This window comes from Microbacterium sp. JZ70, from assembly GCF_053903225.1.
The window spans coordinates 2,304,620-2,319,150 of record NZ_CP096405.1 but is presented as its reverse complement, the minus strand read 5'-3'; the positions used below and the strand labels follow the sequence as shown (position 1 = coordinate 2,319,150).

Below are 14,531 nucleotides of genomic sequence, written 5' to 3'. Positions count from 1 at the left end.
GTCAGCCCGCCTCGGCCAGCAGCTCGCGCACGCGCGGGAGCACGCGGGTGCCGTAGAGCTCGATGCTCTTCATCATGAGCTCGTGAGGCATCGTGCCGGTGGCGTACTTCAGGTCGAAGCGCTGCACGCCCAGCGCGCGCACGGTGTCGGCGATCTTGCGGGCGACGGTCTCCGGCGACCCCGCGTACACGGCGCCTTCGGGCCCGACCTCGTGCTGGAACCGCATGCGGCTGTACGGCGGCCACCCGCGCTCGGCGCCGATCGTGTCGTGCATCGCCTGGAAGCCCGGGTACGCCTCCTCCCACGCCTGCTCGTCGGTCTCCGCGACATGCCCCGGGGAGTGCACGGCGACGGGCAGGTCGGGCTTCTCGAACGACGCGAGCGAACGGCGGTAGAGGTCGACGAACGGCGCGAACCGGCGCGGCGCACCGCCGATGATGGCGAGCATGAGCCGCGCGCCGTGCCGGGCCGCCCGCACGACCGACTCGGGCGACCCGCCCACGCCGACCCACAGCGGCATGCCGTGCTCGGTCTTGGGGAAGACGTCCGCGCTCTCGAGCGCGGGGCGCATCGTGCCGGTCCAGGTGACCGGCTCCTCGCGCAGCAGCCGGACGAGGAGGTCGAGCTTCTCCTCGAAGAGCGCCTCGTAGTCGCGCAGGTCGTAGCCGAACAGCGGGAACGACTCGACGAACGAGCCACGACCCGCGACGACCTCCGCCCGGCCGTTCGAGAGCGCGTCCAGCGTCGCGAACCGCTCGAACACCCGGACCGGGTCGTCGCTCGAGAGCACCGTGACGGCGCTGCCGATCCGGATCCGGGTCGTGGTCGCCGCGATCGCGGCGAGGACCGTCTCAGGACTCGAGACCGCGAAGTCGCGCCGATGGTGCTCGCCCACGCCGAAGAAGTGCAGCCCGACCTCGTCGGCGAGCTGCGCCTGCGCGACGACGTTGCGGATGGTCTGGGCGTGGGAGATCAGCTCGCCGTCGGCGCCGCGCGTGACGTCGCCGAAGGTGTCGAGCCCGAGTTCGATGTCCATGTCGGATCCTCTCTATTCATCCGCATGAACCGCGCGGACCGCGGCCGCATTCCCTCAGGCGAGCAGCGCGGTCTTGAGCGTGTCGAGGCCCACGCCGCCCATGTCGAGCGCGCGCCGGTGGAACTCCTTGATCGAGAACGCGTCGCCGCGCTGTGTGGCGTAGGCGTCGCGCACCTGCTCCCAGATGCGCTGGCCGACCTTGTACGCGGGCGCCTGGCCGGGCCAGCCGAGGTACCGGTTCACCTCGAACCGCACGAACTCGTCGGACATGTTGACGTTCTCGCGCAGGAACCCGAGCGCGAAATCGGCGTCCCACGTGCCCTCGCCGTCGGGACGCGGCTTGCCGAGGTGCACGCCGATGTCGAGCACGACCCGCGCCGCGCGCATGCGCTGGCCATCGAGCATCCCCAGGCGGTCAGCCGGATCGTCGAGGTAGCCCAGCTGCTCCATGAGCCGCTCGGCGTACAGCGCCCACCCCTCCGCGTGGCCCGAGGTGCCGGCCAGCAGTCGCCGCCAGCTGTTGAGCTCGGCGCGGTTGTGCACGGCCTGCCCGATCTGCAGGTGATGCCCCGGGACACCCTCGTGGTACACGGTCGTCAGCTCGCGCCACGTGTCGAACTCGGTGACGCCCTCCGGCACGGACCACCACATGCGCCCGGGCCGCGAGAAGTCGTCCGTCGGGCCCGTGTAGTAGATGCCGCCCTCCTGCGTGGGGGCGATCATGCACTCCAGCCGTCGGACGGGCTCGGGGATGTCGAAGTGCGAGCGGCCCAGCTCCGCGACCGCGCGATCGCTCGTCTCCTGCATCCACGCCCGCAGCGCCTCGGTCCCCACGAGCTTCCGCGACGGATCGGCCTCGAGGAATGCGACGGCCTCCGCGACGCTCGCTCCCGGCACGATCTCGCGCGCGATCGACTCCTGCTCAGCGACCATGCGGGCGAGCTCCTCGATGCCCCACTCGTACGTCTCGTCGAGGTCGATCGTCGCGCCCAGGAAGCGGCGCGAGTTGAGGGCGTAGAGCTCGCGCCCCACGGCGTCGTCCTCGCCGGCCGCTCCGGCGAGCTCCGCGGTCAGGAACCGCTCGAGGCGATCGTAGGCCTCGCGTGCGGCACGCGAGCCCCGCTCCAGGTCGGACGCGAGCGCGCCCGGCAGCTCGGCGCCGTCGGCCGTCGCGTCGGATGCGAGGCCCGCGAAGAACCCGTCGGCGGCCGTGTAGCGCGGGATCTGCGCTGCCACCTCGCGCACCTGCCGCACGGCCGGCACCACGCCCTGCGCGATGCCCTCGCGCAGCGTCGCGATGTACCCGTCGACAGCCGCGGGCACGGCGCCCAGGCGCCGCGCGATGACGGCCCACTCCTCGGCCGTGCCGGTCGGCATGAGGTCGTAGACCTGGCGGATGTCCTGGGGCGCGCTCGCGATGACATTGAGGTCGCGCAGGTGCCACCGCGCCTCGTGCAGCTCGAGGCCCAGTCGGAGCTCGCTCGAGAGGTCTGCCCGGGTGACCCGGTCGACGTCGTCGACGGGCTCGGCGGCTTCGAGAGCTGCGAGGGCCGAGCGAGCCGCTTCGGCGTGACGCTCCACGCCCTCGGGGCCGAAGTCGTCGTAGCGGTCGTTCGCCTCGTCGCGCCCGATGTACGTCGCGAGGATGGGCGACAGCTCGACGAGCGTGTCGACCCAGCCCTCCGCGATGCGGTCGATCTCGGTCTGCGGGCGCGCGTCGGGCGTCATGGCGTTCTCCTGCATGTCAGTGAGCTGCCTGGTTCCAGTCGGCGCCGAGGCCGATCTGCACGTCGAGCGGGACGGTGAGCTCGGCGGCTCCCGCCATCCGCTCGCGCACGATGCGCTCGACCTCGTCGCGCTCGCCCGGCGCGACCTCGACGACGATCTCATCGTGGATCTGCAGGAGCAGCCGCGAGCGGAGACCGAGGAGGTCCTGGTGCACGCGGAAGAGCGCGATCTTCATGATGTCGGCAGCGGAGCCCTGGATGGGGGCGTTGAGCGCGGCGCGCTCGGCGTTCTCCCGCAGCACGCGGTTCGGGCTCGTCAGGTCGGGGAACGGGCGACGACGGCCGAAGATCGTCTCGGTGTAGCCGTCGACCCGGGCCTTCTCGACCGACGAGCGGAGGTAGTCGCGGACCGCGCCGAACCGGGCGAAGTACTCGAGCATGAGGGTCTTCGCCTCGGACTGCTCGATGCGCAGCTGCTTGGACAGGCCGAATGCCGAGAGGCCGTACACGAGGCCGTACGACATTGCCTTGACCTTCGTGCGCATCTCGCTCGTGACCTCCTCGGGGGCGACGCCGAAGACGCGCGCGCCGACGAACCGGTGCAGGTCCTCCCCCGCGTTGAACGCCTCGATGAGACCGGGGTCGCCCGAGAGGTGCGCCATGATGCGCATCTCGATCTGCGAGTAGTCGGCCGTCAGCAGCGTGTCGAAGCCCTCGCCGACCTCGAAGGCCGAGCGGATGCGGCGCGACTCCTCGGTGCGCACCGGGATGTTCTGCAGGTTCGGGTCGGTGCTCGACAGGCGGCCGGTCTGCGACCCGGTCTGCACGTAGGTCGTGTGGACGCGGTGGTCGTCGCCGATCGCGAGGTCGAGTCCGTCGATGATCTGCTTGAGCTTGGTCGCCTCGCGGTGCGCGAGCAGGAGGCCGAGGAACGGGTGGTCGGCCTTCTCCTGCAGCTCCGCGAGCGCGCCGGCGTCGGTCGTGTACCCCGTCTTCGTCTTGCGGGTCTTCGGCAGGTCGAGCTCGACGAACAGCACCTCCTGCAGCTGCTTGGGCGACCCGAGATTCACCTCGTGCCCGATCGTGGCGTAGGCGTCCTGCGCGAGCTGCTGCGCGCGGGCGCCCAGCTCGCTCGAGAACGCCGACAGCTTCTCGTGCGAGACAGCCACCCCCGCGAGCTCCATGTCGGCGAGGGCGAGGAGGGTCGGCAGCTCGATGTCGGTGAGCACGGGGACGACCGACTCGGGCAGCGCCGCCCGCAGCGCCTGCGCCACGCGCACAGTGAACCACGAGCGCTGGCCGGGCGTCGCCCCCTCGTTCTCGGGCACGAGCTGCGAGGGGTCGGCTTCCGGCAGCTTCTCCTGCAGGTACGTGTCGACGAGGTTCGCGAGCGTCTTGTCGGGGAAGCTCGGCCTCAGGAGCCATCCGCCCAGCAGCACGTCGAAGGCCAGCCCCGCCACGTCGAGCCCCGCGCGCCGCAGCGCCTTGACCTGCGGCTTCGCATCGGCGAGCACCTTCGGCGCGTCGGACGCGAGCCATGGCGCGAGCGCGTCGCGCACCTCGTCGCTCCACTCGGCCTCGACGATCGAGGCCTCCGTCGCGAGGCCCACGTGCACGGGAAGGCCGCCCGCGATCACGAGCGTGACGCCGACCTCGCCGTCGGCCGCCGCGTCGACCCACGCGGCGAGCTCGGCCGCGGGGATCTCGGTCGGCGCGGGCACCTCGACAGCGGGCTCCGCCTCGACGCCGTCGGCCGGGGCGCCCGCGACCTGCAGCACGCGGCTCATGAGCGCGCGGAACTCGAGCCGCGCGAACACGTCGCGCAGGGCCTGCGCGTCGATGCCGTCGCGCTTCAGGTCGTCGAGCTCGACGGGCAGCTCGACGTCGCGCAGCAGGCGGTTGAGGCGCCGGTTGCGGCGCACGTCCTCGATGTGCTCGCGCAGATTGCCGCCGACGACGCCCTTGATCGAGTCGGCTCCCTCGAGCAGCGCGTCGAGCGAGCCGAACTGCGTGAGCCACTTGACGGCCGTCTTCTCGCCCACCTTGGGCACGCCGGGCAGGTTGTCGCTCGTCTCGCCGACGAGCGCCGCGATGTCGGGGTACATCTCTGGCGGCAGGCCGTACTTCTCGACGACCGCCGCGGGGTCGTACCGCTTGAGCTTCGACACGCCCTGCACCGAGGGGTACAGCAGGGTGATGTCGTCGTTCACGAGCTGGATGGTGTCGCGGTCTCCCGAGCAGACGAGCACGTTCCAGCCCGCCTCGGCGCCGCGCGTCGCGAGCGTCGCGAGGATGTCGTCCGCCTCGTAGTCGGGCTTCTCGAGGACGGTCACGTTCATGGCCCGCAGGCACTCCTGCAGGAGCGGGATCTGGCCCTTGAACTCGGCGGGCGTGTCGGCGCGCGTGCCCTTGTACTCCGCGTACTCCCGCGTGCGGAACGATTCGCGGGACACGTCGAAGGCGACCGCGACGTGGGTCGGATCCTCGTCGCGCAGGAGGTTGATGAACATCGACAGGAAGCCGTGGATGGCGTTCGTGTGCTGACCGTCGGATGTGGAGAAGTTCTCGACCGGGAGGGCGAAGAACGCCCGAAAGGCGAGCGAATGGCCGTCGACGACGAGCAGAGTAGGCTTCGTGGAGTCCGTCACCCGTCCAGCGTAACGAGGGGTGGCGACATCCGAACGACAGGAGCAGGATGACGGAGCTGATCGACGGGATGGCGTGGGCGAAGGCGCGCGGGATGGGCGCGCTCGCCGAGCGGATGGGGATCGAGTTCACGGAGTTCACCGTGGAGCGCGCGGTCGCGACGATGCCCGTCGAGGGCAACACCCAGCCGGTCGGCCTCCTGCACGGCGGCGCCTACGTCGTGCTCGGCGAGTCGCTCGGGTCGATGGCCGCCAACCTCTTCGCGGGCCCCGACAAGCTCGCCGTGGGCGTCGACATCAACGCGACCCACACCGCCTCGGCGACGAGCGGACGCGTGACGGGCGTGTGCACGCCGATCCACCTCGGGCGCACCCTCACCGTGCACGAGATCGTCGTCACGAACGAGGAGGGCCGGCGCTGCTCGACCGTCCGCATCACGAACATCATCAAGGACCGGTGAGCGAAGCGAACAGCCCCGGTCGTCGAGCGAGCGGAGCGAGACGAGACGTCGCGAGATGACGACGAAGCGCGCACGCGGAACGCGAACGGGCCGGACCTCCGAGGAGGTCCGGCCCGTCGTGCGTGTGCTGCTGCTCAGCTCTTCTTCGGAGCGAGCTGCTCGATGATGGCCTTCGCGACGTCCTGCATCGTGAGGCGGCGGTCCATGGAAGCCTTCTGGATCCAGCGGAACGCCTCGGGCTCGGACAGCCCCATCTTCTCGTTGAGGAGGCCCTTCGCGCGGTCGACGAGCTTGCGGGTCTCGAAGCGCTCGACCATGTCGCTCACCTCGGCCTCGAGCGTGATGATCTGGTCGTGACGGGCCAGCGCGATCTCGATCGCGGGGAGCAGGTCGTTGGGCGTGAACGGCTTCACGACGTACGCGAGGGCGCCGGCCTCGCTCGCGCGCTCGACGAGCTCCTTCTGGCTGAAGGCCGTGAGCAGGACGACGGGCGCGATGTGGTTCTTGCTGAGCTTCTCCGCGGCGCTGATGCCGTCGAGCTGGGGCATCTTGACGTCCATGATGACGAGGTCGGGCCGCAGCTCGGTCGCCAGCTGCACCGCGGTCTCGCCGTCGCCGGCCTCGCCCACGACGTCGTACCCGTTGTCGCGGAGGATCTCCACGATGTCGAGGCGGATGAGGGACTCGTCTTCGGCGACCACCACACGACGGGGCGCCGTCGCGGTGCTCTTCTCGGTCTGCTCTTCGGTCACCGTTCCATCCTAGAGGTCTCGTGGCTGGGAGTTCGTGCCGGTGGTGGGGGTCGAACCCACACGCCCTTTCGGACAGAGCATTTTGAGTGCTCCGCGTCTGCCATTCCGCCACACCGGCATGCATCCCCGACGATACGGCAAACGGGGTCCGGTGCTGAACCGGACCCCGTCGCTGGCGCGTCGCGCTAGGCGTTCTTGTAGACGGGCGCGGCGCCGTGCACCGCGTCGCCCACGCGGTGCACGCGCAGGTCGTTGGTCGAGCCCGAGATCCCGGGAGGGGATCCCGAGATGACGATGACCTTGTCGCCGACCTTCGCGAGGTCGTTCGCGAGCAGGTAGTCGTCGACCTGGAGGAACATCCGGTCGGTGTGCTCGACCTGCTCGACGAGAGCCGAGCGGATGCCCCACGTGAGCGCCATCCGGCGGCGGATGGCTTCGTCCTGCGTGAAGGCGATCATCGGCCGCGGGGAGCGCAGGCGCGACATGCGGCGCGCCGAGTCGCCCGACTGCGTGAACACGCACAGGAACTTCGCGTCGACGAAGTCGGCGACCTCGATCGCGGCCAGCGTGATGGCGCCGCCCTGCGTGCGGGGCTTGGCCGTGAGCGGCGCGATGCGCTCGAGACCGTGGTCCTCGGTCGACTCGATGATGCGCGCCATCGTCTGCACGGTGATCGCGGGGTACTCGCCCACGCTCGTCTCGCCCGAGAGCATGACCGCGTCGGCGCCGTCGAGGACCGCGTTCGCGACGTCGCTCGTCTCGGCGCGGGTCGGCACCGGGCTCGAGATCATGGACTCGAGCATCTGCGTCGCGACGATGACCGGCTTGGCCATCCGGCGCGCGAGCTCGACCGCGTGCTTCTGCACGATCGGCACGGCCTCGAGCGGCAGCTCTACGCCGAGGTCGCCGCGCGCGACCATGATGCCGTCGAACGCGTCGATGATCTCCTCGAGGTGGTCGACCGCCTGCGGCTTCTCGATCTTGGCGATGATCGGGACGCGGCGCCCCTCCTCCGCCATGATCACGTGCGCGCGCTGCACGTCCTTCGCGTTGCGCACGAACGAGAGGGCGATGATGTCGGCGCCGTTGCGGAGGCCGTAGCGGAGGTCCGCCTCGTCCTTCTCGCTGAGCGCGGGCACGTTCACCGCGACGCCGGGCAGGTTGATGCCCTTGTTGTTCGAGACCGCGCCGGCGACGACGACCTCGGTCGTCACGACCGTGCCGTCGGTCTCGAGGACCTTGACGCGGACCTTGCCGTCGTCGATGAGGAGGAAGTCGCCGGGCTTCACGTCGTTCGGGAGGCCCTTGAACGTCGTCCCGACGATCTCCTTGGTGCCGAGGATGTCCTCGGTCGTGATCTTGAAGATGTCGCCCTCGGCCAGCTCGTGCGGGCCGTTCTCGAACTTGCCGAGCCGGATCTTGGGTCCCTGCAGGTCGACGAGGATCGCGACCGGCTTGCCGAGCTCCTCGGCGGCCGCGCGCACGTTCGCGAAGTTGTTGTCGTGGACGGTGTAGTCACCGTGGCTGAGGTTGAAGCGCGCCACGTCGAGTCCGGCCTCGATGAGAGACTTCACGGTCTCCTTGGTCGAGGTGGCGGGTCCCAGCGTGGCGACGATCTTGGCACGTCTCAAAAGCTTGCCTTCCGCACTGCTTGCTTCTTCTGTTGTGGACGCATCCGCGTCCGTCGGGTCGATGGGCGCTCCGCACGAGGCCCATCGCGGTTCCACCGGATGCACACCCCACACTACGCGCACCCGGCCATCCGATTCACGCGCACACGACGGCGGCCGGGAGCATCGTGTGCTCCCGGCCGCTGTCCACGCGTGTCGGAGTCAGACGCCGATGGCGACGTCGGTCGGGCGGACCGGCGCCGGCAGCTGCGTCTCGCCCATGAGGAAGGCGTCGACCTCGGCGGCCACCGAGCGGCCCTCGGCGATCGCCCACACGATGAGCGACTGGCCGCGGCCGGCGTCGCCCGCGACGAACACGCCGGGCGCGGTCGCCTGGAACGACGCGTCGCGATCGACGTTCCCGCGCGAGGTGAACTGCGCCTGCAGCTGCGCCTCGAGGTGCTCGCGCTCGGGGCCCGTGAAGCCCATCGCGATGAGGACGAGGTCCGCGGGGATCTCGCGCTCGGTGCCGGGCTTGGGCACGCGGCGGCCGTCGACGAACTGCGTCTCCGCGACGACGAGGCCGCGGACCTCGCCCGCGTCGTTGGCCACGAACTCGACCGTCGAGGCCAGGTAGTGGCGCTCGCCGCCCTCCTCGTGCGCCGACGAGACCTCGAACACCTGCGGCATCATCGGCCACGGCTGGTGCTCCGGGCGGTCGTCGGACGGCCGCTTGCCGATCGCGAGGTTCGTCACGCTCAGGGCGCCCTGGCGGTGCGCCGTGCCGATGCAGTCCGCGCCGGTGTCGCCGCCGCCGATGACGACGACGTGCTTGCCCTCGGCCGAGATCTGGTTCGCGACCTGGTCGCCCGCGACGACCTTGTTCGACTCGACGAGGTACTCCATCGCGAAGTGCACGCCGTCGAGCTCGCGCCCCGGGATCGGCAGGTCGCGCGGCACCGTGGCACCCGTGGCGACCACGACGGCGTCGTAGCGCGCGCGGAGGTCGTCCCACGTGATGTCCACGCCGATCTCGACGCCCGCCCGGAAGCGCGTGCCCTCGTCCTGCATCTGGCGCAGGCGCGCCTCGAGGTGCCGCTTCTCCATCTTGAAGTCGGGGATGCCGTAGCGCAGGAGGCCGCCGATGCGGTCGTCGCGCTCGTACACGGCGACCGTGTGGCCCGCGCGCGTCAGCTGCTGCGCGGCCGCGAGCCCCGCGGGGCCCGAGCCGACCACCGCTACGGTCTTGCCGGTGAGGCGCGCCGGGGGCTTGGGCTCGACCCACCCGTTGGCGAACGCCTCGTCGATCGTCGAGACCTCGATCTGCTTGATCGTGACGGCCGGCTGGTTGATGCCGAGCACGCACGCGCTCTCGCAGGGCGCAGGGCACAGACGCCCGGTGAACTCCGGGAAGTTGTTCGTCGCGTGCAGGCGCTCGATCGCGGTGCGGCCCTCGCCGCGCCACATGAGGTCGTTCCACTCCGGGATGAGGTTGCCCAGCGGGCATCCCTGGTGGCAGAACGGCACGCCGCAGTCCATGCAGCGCCCGGCCTGGCGGCGGAGCACGGCCGAGTCGCCCGGCTCGTACACCTCCTTCCAGTCGAGGATGCGCACGGGCACCGGCCGGCGAGCGGGCAGCTCGCGCTCGGTGATCTTCAGAAAGCCCTTCGGGTCAGCCACCCGTCACCTCCATGATGCGGTTCCAGACGACGTCGCCGTCGGGGTCGAGTCCCTCGGCCTCGGCCGCCTGACGCGTCTCGAGCACGGCGGCGTAGTCGCGCGGGAGGACCCGCACGAACTCCTCGACGGCGTTCTCGAAGTCGTCGAGCATGCGCTGGGCCAGCTCGGACTCGGTCTCCGCGACGTGCTGCTGGAGCAGATCGCGCAGGATCTCGGCGTCGCCGGATCCGAGGGGGCCGAGCGTGAGCTCGCCCGATGCGAGAGCCTCGCGGTTCACGAGCTTCTCGTCGAGGCGGTGGACGTAGGCCGTCCCGCCCGACATGCCGGCGCCGAGGTTGCGCCCCGTGCGGCCCAGGATGACCGCGAGGCCGCCGGTCATGTACTCGAGCGCGTGGTCGCCCACGCCCTCGACGACCGCGGTCGCGCCGGAGTTCCGCACGAAGAAGCGCTCGCCGACCATGCCGCGCAGGAAGAGGGTCCCCTGCGTGGCGCCGTAGCCGATGACGTTGCCGGCGATGACGTTCTCGGAGGCGTCGAATGTCGCGCCGCGCGCGGGGCGCACGACGATCTGGCCGCCCGAGAGGCCCTTGCCGACGTAGTCGTTCGAGTCGCCCTCGAGGCGCAGCGTGATGCCGTTCGGCAGGAACGCCCCGAAGGACTGCCCGGCCGAGCCGGTCAGGTTGACGGTGATCGAGCCCGCCTTGAGACCGTGCTCCCCCTGCGCCTTCGTGACGTGGTGGCCGAGCAGCGTGCCGACCGCGCGCGCGGTGTTCCGCACCGGGAGGTCGATCGTGATCTCTCCCCCGTTCTCGATGACGTCGCGCGCGCGCTCGATGAGCTGCACATCGAAGTGCTCGTCCAGCTCGTGGTCCTGCGCGCGGGCGTGGCGGCGCGGCTCGTCGTCCGCGAACGCGGGCCCCTCGAGGACCGGCGACAGGTCGAGACCGTCGGCCTTCCAGTGGTCGATCGCGCGATCCACGTCGAGCACCTCGACGTGGCCGACCGCCTCGTCGATCGAGCGGAAGCCGAGCTCGGCGAGGTACTCGCGCACCTCCTGCGCGATGAACTGCATGAAGTTCACGACGTGCTCGGCCTTGCCCGTGAAGCGGCTGCGCAGCAGCGGGTTCTGGGTCGCGACGCCCACGGGGCACGTGTCCAGGTGGCAGACGCGCATCATGATGCAGCCGCTCACGACGAGCGGCGCCGTCGCGAACCCGAACTCCTCGGCACCCAGCAGGGCGCCGATGACGACGTCGCGGCCGGTCTTCATCTGGCCGTCGACCTGCACGACGACGCGGTCGCGCATGCCGTTGAGCATGAGCGTCTGCTGCGTCTCGGCGAGACCCAGCTCCCACGGCGTGCCGGCGTGCTTGAGCGAGTTGAGCGGGCTCGCGCCCGTCCCGCCGTCGTGGCCCGACACGAGGATGACGTCGCTGAGCGCCTTCGCGACGCCCGCGGCGACCGCGCCGATGCCCGACTGGCTCACGAGCTTCGTGTGGATGCGCGCCTCGGGGTTCGACCGCTTGAGGTCGAAGATGAGCTGCTTCAGGTCCTCGATCGAGTAGATGTCGTGGTGCGGGGGCGGCGAGATGAGGCCCACGCCCGCGGTCGCGTGCCGCGTGCGCGCGACCCACGGGTACACCTTGCCGGGCGGCAGCTGACCGCCCTCGCCGGGCTTGGCGCCCTGCGCGAGCTTGATCTGGATGTCGTCCGCGTGCGTGAGGTACATGCTCGTGACGCCGAAGCGGCCCGAGGCGACCTGCTTGATGGCGCTGCGGCGCTCGGGATCGAGGAGGCGGTCGACGTCCTCGCCGCCCTCGCCCGTGTTCGACTTCGCGCCGAGGCGGTTCATCGCGATCGCGAGGGTCTCGTGCGCCTCTCGCGAGATGGAGCCGTAGCTCATGGCGCCCGTCGAGAACCGCTTCACGATCTCGGAGACCGGCTCGACCTCGTCGATCGGCACCGGCGGGCGCACCCCCTTCTTGAACGCGAAGAGGCCGCGGAGCGTCTTGAGCTCCTCCGCCTGCTCGTCGACGAGGCGGGTGTACTCGCGGAAGATCTCGTAGCTGCCCGTGCGCGTGGAGTGCTGCAGGCGGAAGATCGTCTCGGGCGTGAAGAGGTGGGGCGATCCGTCGCGGCGCCACTGGTACTCGCCGCCGGTCCACAGGCGCTCGTGCGTGCGCACGGCCGGGTCCTCGGGGTACGCGAACGCGTGACGCTCGGCGTTCTCGCGCGCGATGTGCGAGAGCCCGATGCCTCCGATCTTCGACTCGGTCCCGGTGAAGTACTGGTCGACGAACGGCTGCGCGAGGCCCACGGCCTCGAACACCTGCGCGCCCGAGTACGACGACACGGTCGAGATGCCCATCTTGGACATGATCTTCAGCACGCCCTTGCCGAGCGCGTAGATGAGGTTCTTGACGGCCTTCTGCGGCGTGACGCCCGCGATCGCGCCAGAGCGGACGAGGTACTCCACCGTCTCCATCGCGAGGTACGGGTTCACGGCGGTCGCGCCGTAGCCGAGCAGCGTCGCGACGTGGTGCACCTCGCGCACGTCGCCCGCCTCGACCACGAGCCCGACCTTCATCCGGGTCTCGCGGCGGATGAGGTGGTGGTGCACGGCCGAGACCGCGAGCAGCGACGGGATGGGCGCGAGGTCCTGGTTCGAGTCGCGGTCGCTGATGACGATGAACTCCGCGCCGTCCTCGATCGCGCGGTCGGCCTCGGCGCACATCTGCTCGAGGCGCTTCTGCAGGCCCTTCTCGCCCGCCGACACGCGGTAGAGCGAGCGCAGCGTGACCGACGTGCGCCCGGGCAGGGCGCTGTCGATGTGCTGGATCTTCGCGAGCTCGTCGTTGTCGATGACCGGGAAGTCGAGGATGACGCTGCGCGCGTGCTCCGGCCCCCACGAGAGCAGGTTCGGCTCGGGGCCGAGGCCGAGCTTGAGGCTCGTCACGACCTCTTCGCGGATGGAGTCGAGCGGCGGGTTCGTGACCTGCGCGAACTGCTGCGTGAAGTAGTCGAACAGCAGGCGCGGGCGCTTGCTCAGCACGGCGATCGGCGTGTCCGACCCCATGGCGCCGAGGGGCTCGACGCCCGTCTGGCCCATGGGGCGCAGGAGGATCCGGACCTCCTCCTCGGTGTAGCCGAAGGTCCGCTGACGGCGCGTGATCGACGCGATCGGGTGCACGAGGTGCTCGCGCTCGGGGAGGTCGGCGAGGCGGACAGTGCCCTTGTCGAGCCACTCCTGCCAGGGCTCGAGCTTCGCGAGCTGGGCCTTGACCTCGTCGTCCGCGATGATGCGGCGCTCGGCGGTGTCGACGACGAACATCGTGCCGGGGCGCAGACGGCCGCGGCGCTCGATGCGCTCGGGGGCGAAGTCCAGGACGCCCGTCTCCGAGCCGATCACGACGAGGCCGTCCTTCGTCACGGTCCAGCGGCCGGGCCGCAGGCCGTTGCGGTCGAGCGTCGCGCACACGAGCGTGCCGTCGGTCGCGATGAGGGCGGCAGGGCCGTCCCACGGCTCCATCTGGCCCGCGTGGTACTCGTAGAACGCGCGGAGGTCGGGGTCGACGTACGCCTTCTTCTCGTAGGCCTCCGGCACCATCATGAGCATCGCGTGCGGAAGCGAGCGGCCCGTGAGCGTGAGCAGCTCGAGCACCTCGTCGAACGACGCCGAGTCGCTCTCGGTGTCGCTGCAGATCGGCAGGAGCGGGCGGATGTCGCCGAGCAGCTCGCTCTCGAGCTGCGACTGGCGCGCGCGCATCCAGTTGCGGTTGCCGCCGACGGTGTTGATCTCGCCGTTGTGCGCCATCATGCGCAGCGGCTGGGCGAGCGGCCACGACGGGAACGTGTTCGTCGAGTAGCGCGAGTGCACGACGGCGAGCTCGGTCGTGAAGCGCTCGTCCTGCAGGTCGAGGTAGAACGGCTCGAGCTGGAGCGTCGTGACCATGCCCTTGTAGCCGAGGGTGCGGCTCGAGAGCGACACGAAGTAGGCGTCGAGCTCGTGCTGGGCGCGCTTGCGGAGACGGTAGGCGCGGCGGTCGAGGTCGATCCCGGAGAGAGCGGGGCGGCCGTCGACGGGCGCGCTCGTGAGGAAGATCTGCTCGATCGCGGGGCGGGCCTCGCCGGCCAGGCGTCCGAGGTGCTCCGGGTCCACCGGCACCTCGCGCCAGCCGAGGATCGAGAGCCCCTCCTCCGCCGCGATGGCGGCGATGCCGTCCTTCTGCGCGGCGCGCGCCGCGTCGTCCGTCGGGAGGAACGAGAGGCCGGCCGCGTACTCGCCGACGACCGGGAGGTCGAAGTCGACGACCGCGCGGAGGAAGCCGTCGGGCATCTGCGTGAGGATGCCCGCGCCGTCGCCCGTGCCCGCATCGGAGCCGATGGCGCCGCGGTGCTCGAGGTTGCGCAGCGCCTCGAGAGCGAGGTCGACGATGTCGTGCCCCGCCTCGCCGCGCAGGGTCGCGACCATGGCCAGGCCGCAGGCGTCCTTCTCGAACGCCGGGTTGTACATCCCCTGCTTCGGGGGGTACGCGCCGGAGGCTCCGTAAGGGGGCTGGAAGTACATGTGTCTACCGTCCTCGGGGTCGGTTGCGTAGCGCGGGACGACGTTGGCCCAGT

General features: G+C 70.7%; 8 protein-coding genes and 1 tRNA gene. 1 reads left to right on the top strand and 8 read right to left on the bottom strand.

Annotated features, from left to right (window positions below):
• Position 1: 1 nt before the first annotated feature.
• Genes M1D46_RS10595 through polA form a run of 3 tightly spaced genes read right to left on the bottom strand, consistent with a single transcriptional unit; the run spans position 2 to position 5,411 of the window.
• Positions 2-1,036: an LLM class flavin-dependent oxidoreductase gene (locus tag M1D46_RS10595; protein ID WP_456285498.1), complete on the bottom strand. Its 1,035-nt coding sequence runs from the start codon at positions 1,034-1,036 to the stop codon at positions 2-4.
• Positions 1,037-1,090: 54 nt separating this feature from the next.
• Positions 1,091-2,764 carry a DUF885 domain-containing protein gene (locus M1D46_RS10590; RefSeq protein WP_456285497.1) on the bottom strand — a complete coding sequence of 558 codons (1,674 nt, stop codon included), beginning with the start codon at positions 2,762-2,764 and terminating at the stop codon, positions 1,091-1,093.
• A 16-nt stretch (positions 2,765-2,780) separates the two neighbouring features.
• Positions 2,781-5,411: a DNA polymerase I gene (gene polA, locus M1D46_RS10585; RefSeq protein WP_456285496.1), complete on the bottom strand. Its 2,631-nt coding sequence runs from the start codon at positions 5,409-5,411 to the stop codon at positions 2,781-2,783.
• 47 nt (positions 5,412-5,458) lie between these two features.
• Between polA and M1D46_RS10580 the strand changes: the two genes are divergently transcribed.
• Complete coding sequence (locus M1D46_RS10580; protein WP_271171816.1) at positions 5,459-5,869, top strand: hotdog fold thioesterase; 411 nt, start codon at positions 5,459-5,461, stop codon at positions 5,867-5,869.
• A 134-nt stretch (positions 5,870-6,003) separates the two neighbouring features.
• Here M1D46_RS10580 and M1D46_RS10575 read toward each other — a convergent pair whose 3' ends face one another.
• The 5 genes from M1D46_RS10575 to gltB form a co-directional block, all read right to left on the bottom strand.
• Positions 6,004-6,621, bottom strand: a complete 618-nt coding sequence (locus M1D46_RS10575) for an ANTAR domain-containing response regulator (RefSeq protein ID WP_271171815.1) — start codon at positions 6,619-6,621, stop codon at positions 6,004-6,006.
• Between the two features lie 35 nt (positions 6,622-6,656).
• Positions 6,657-6,739, bottom strand: a tRNA-Leu gene (locus M1D46_RS10570).
• Between the two features lie 67 nt (positions 6,740-6,806).
• The gene (gene pyk, locus M1D46_RS10565) at positions 6,807-8,252 is read right to left on the bottom strand and encodes a pyruvate kinase (RefSeq protein ID WP_271171814.1); all 1,446 of its coding nucleotides are present in this window, start codon (positions 8,250-8,252) and stop codon (positions 6,807-6,809) included.
• Between the two features lie 201 nt (positions 8,253-8,453).
• On the bottom strand, positions 8,454-9,911 hold the full coding sequence (locus M1D46_RS10560) for a glutamate synthase subunit beta (RefSeq protein ID WP_282977696.1): 1,458 nt from the start codon (positions 9,909-9,911) through the stop codon (positions 8,454-8,456).
• Positions 9,904-14,478, bottom strand: coding sequence for a glutamate synthase large subunit (gltB, locus tag M1D46_RS10555; RefSeq protein ID WP_324011323.1), 4,575 nt, complete (start codon positions 14,476-14,478; stop codon positions 9,904-9,906). Before gltB ends, M1D46_RS10560 begins: the two co-directional genes overlap by 8 nt.
• Positions 14,479-14,531: the final 53 nt, after the last annotated feature.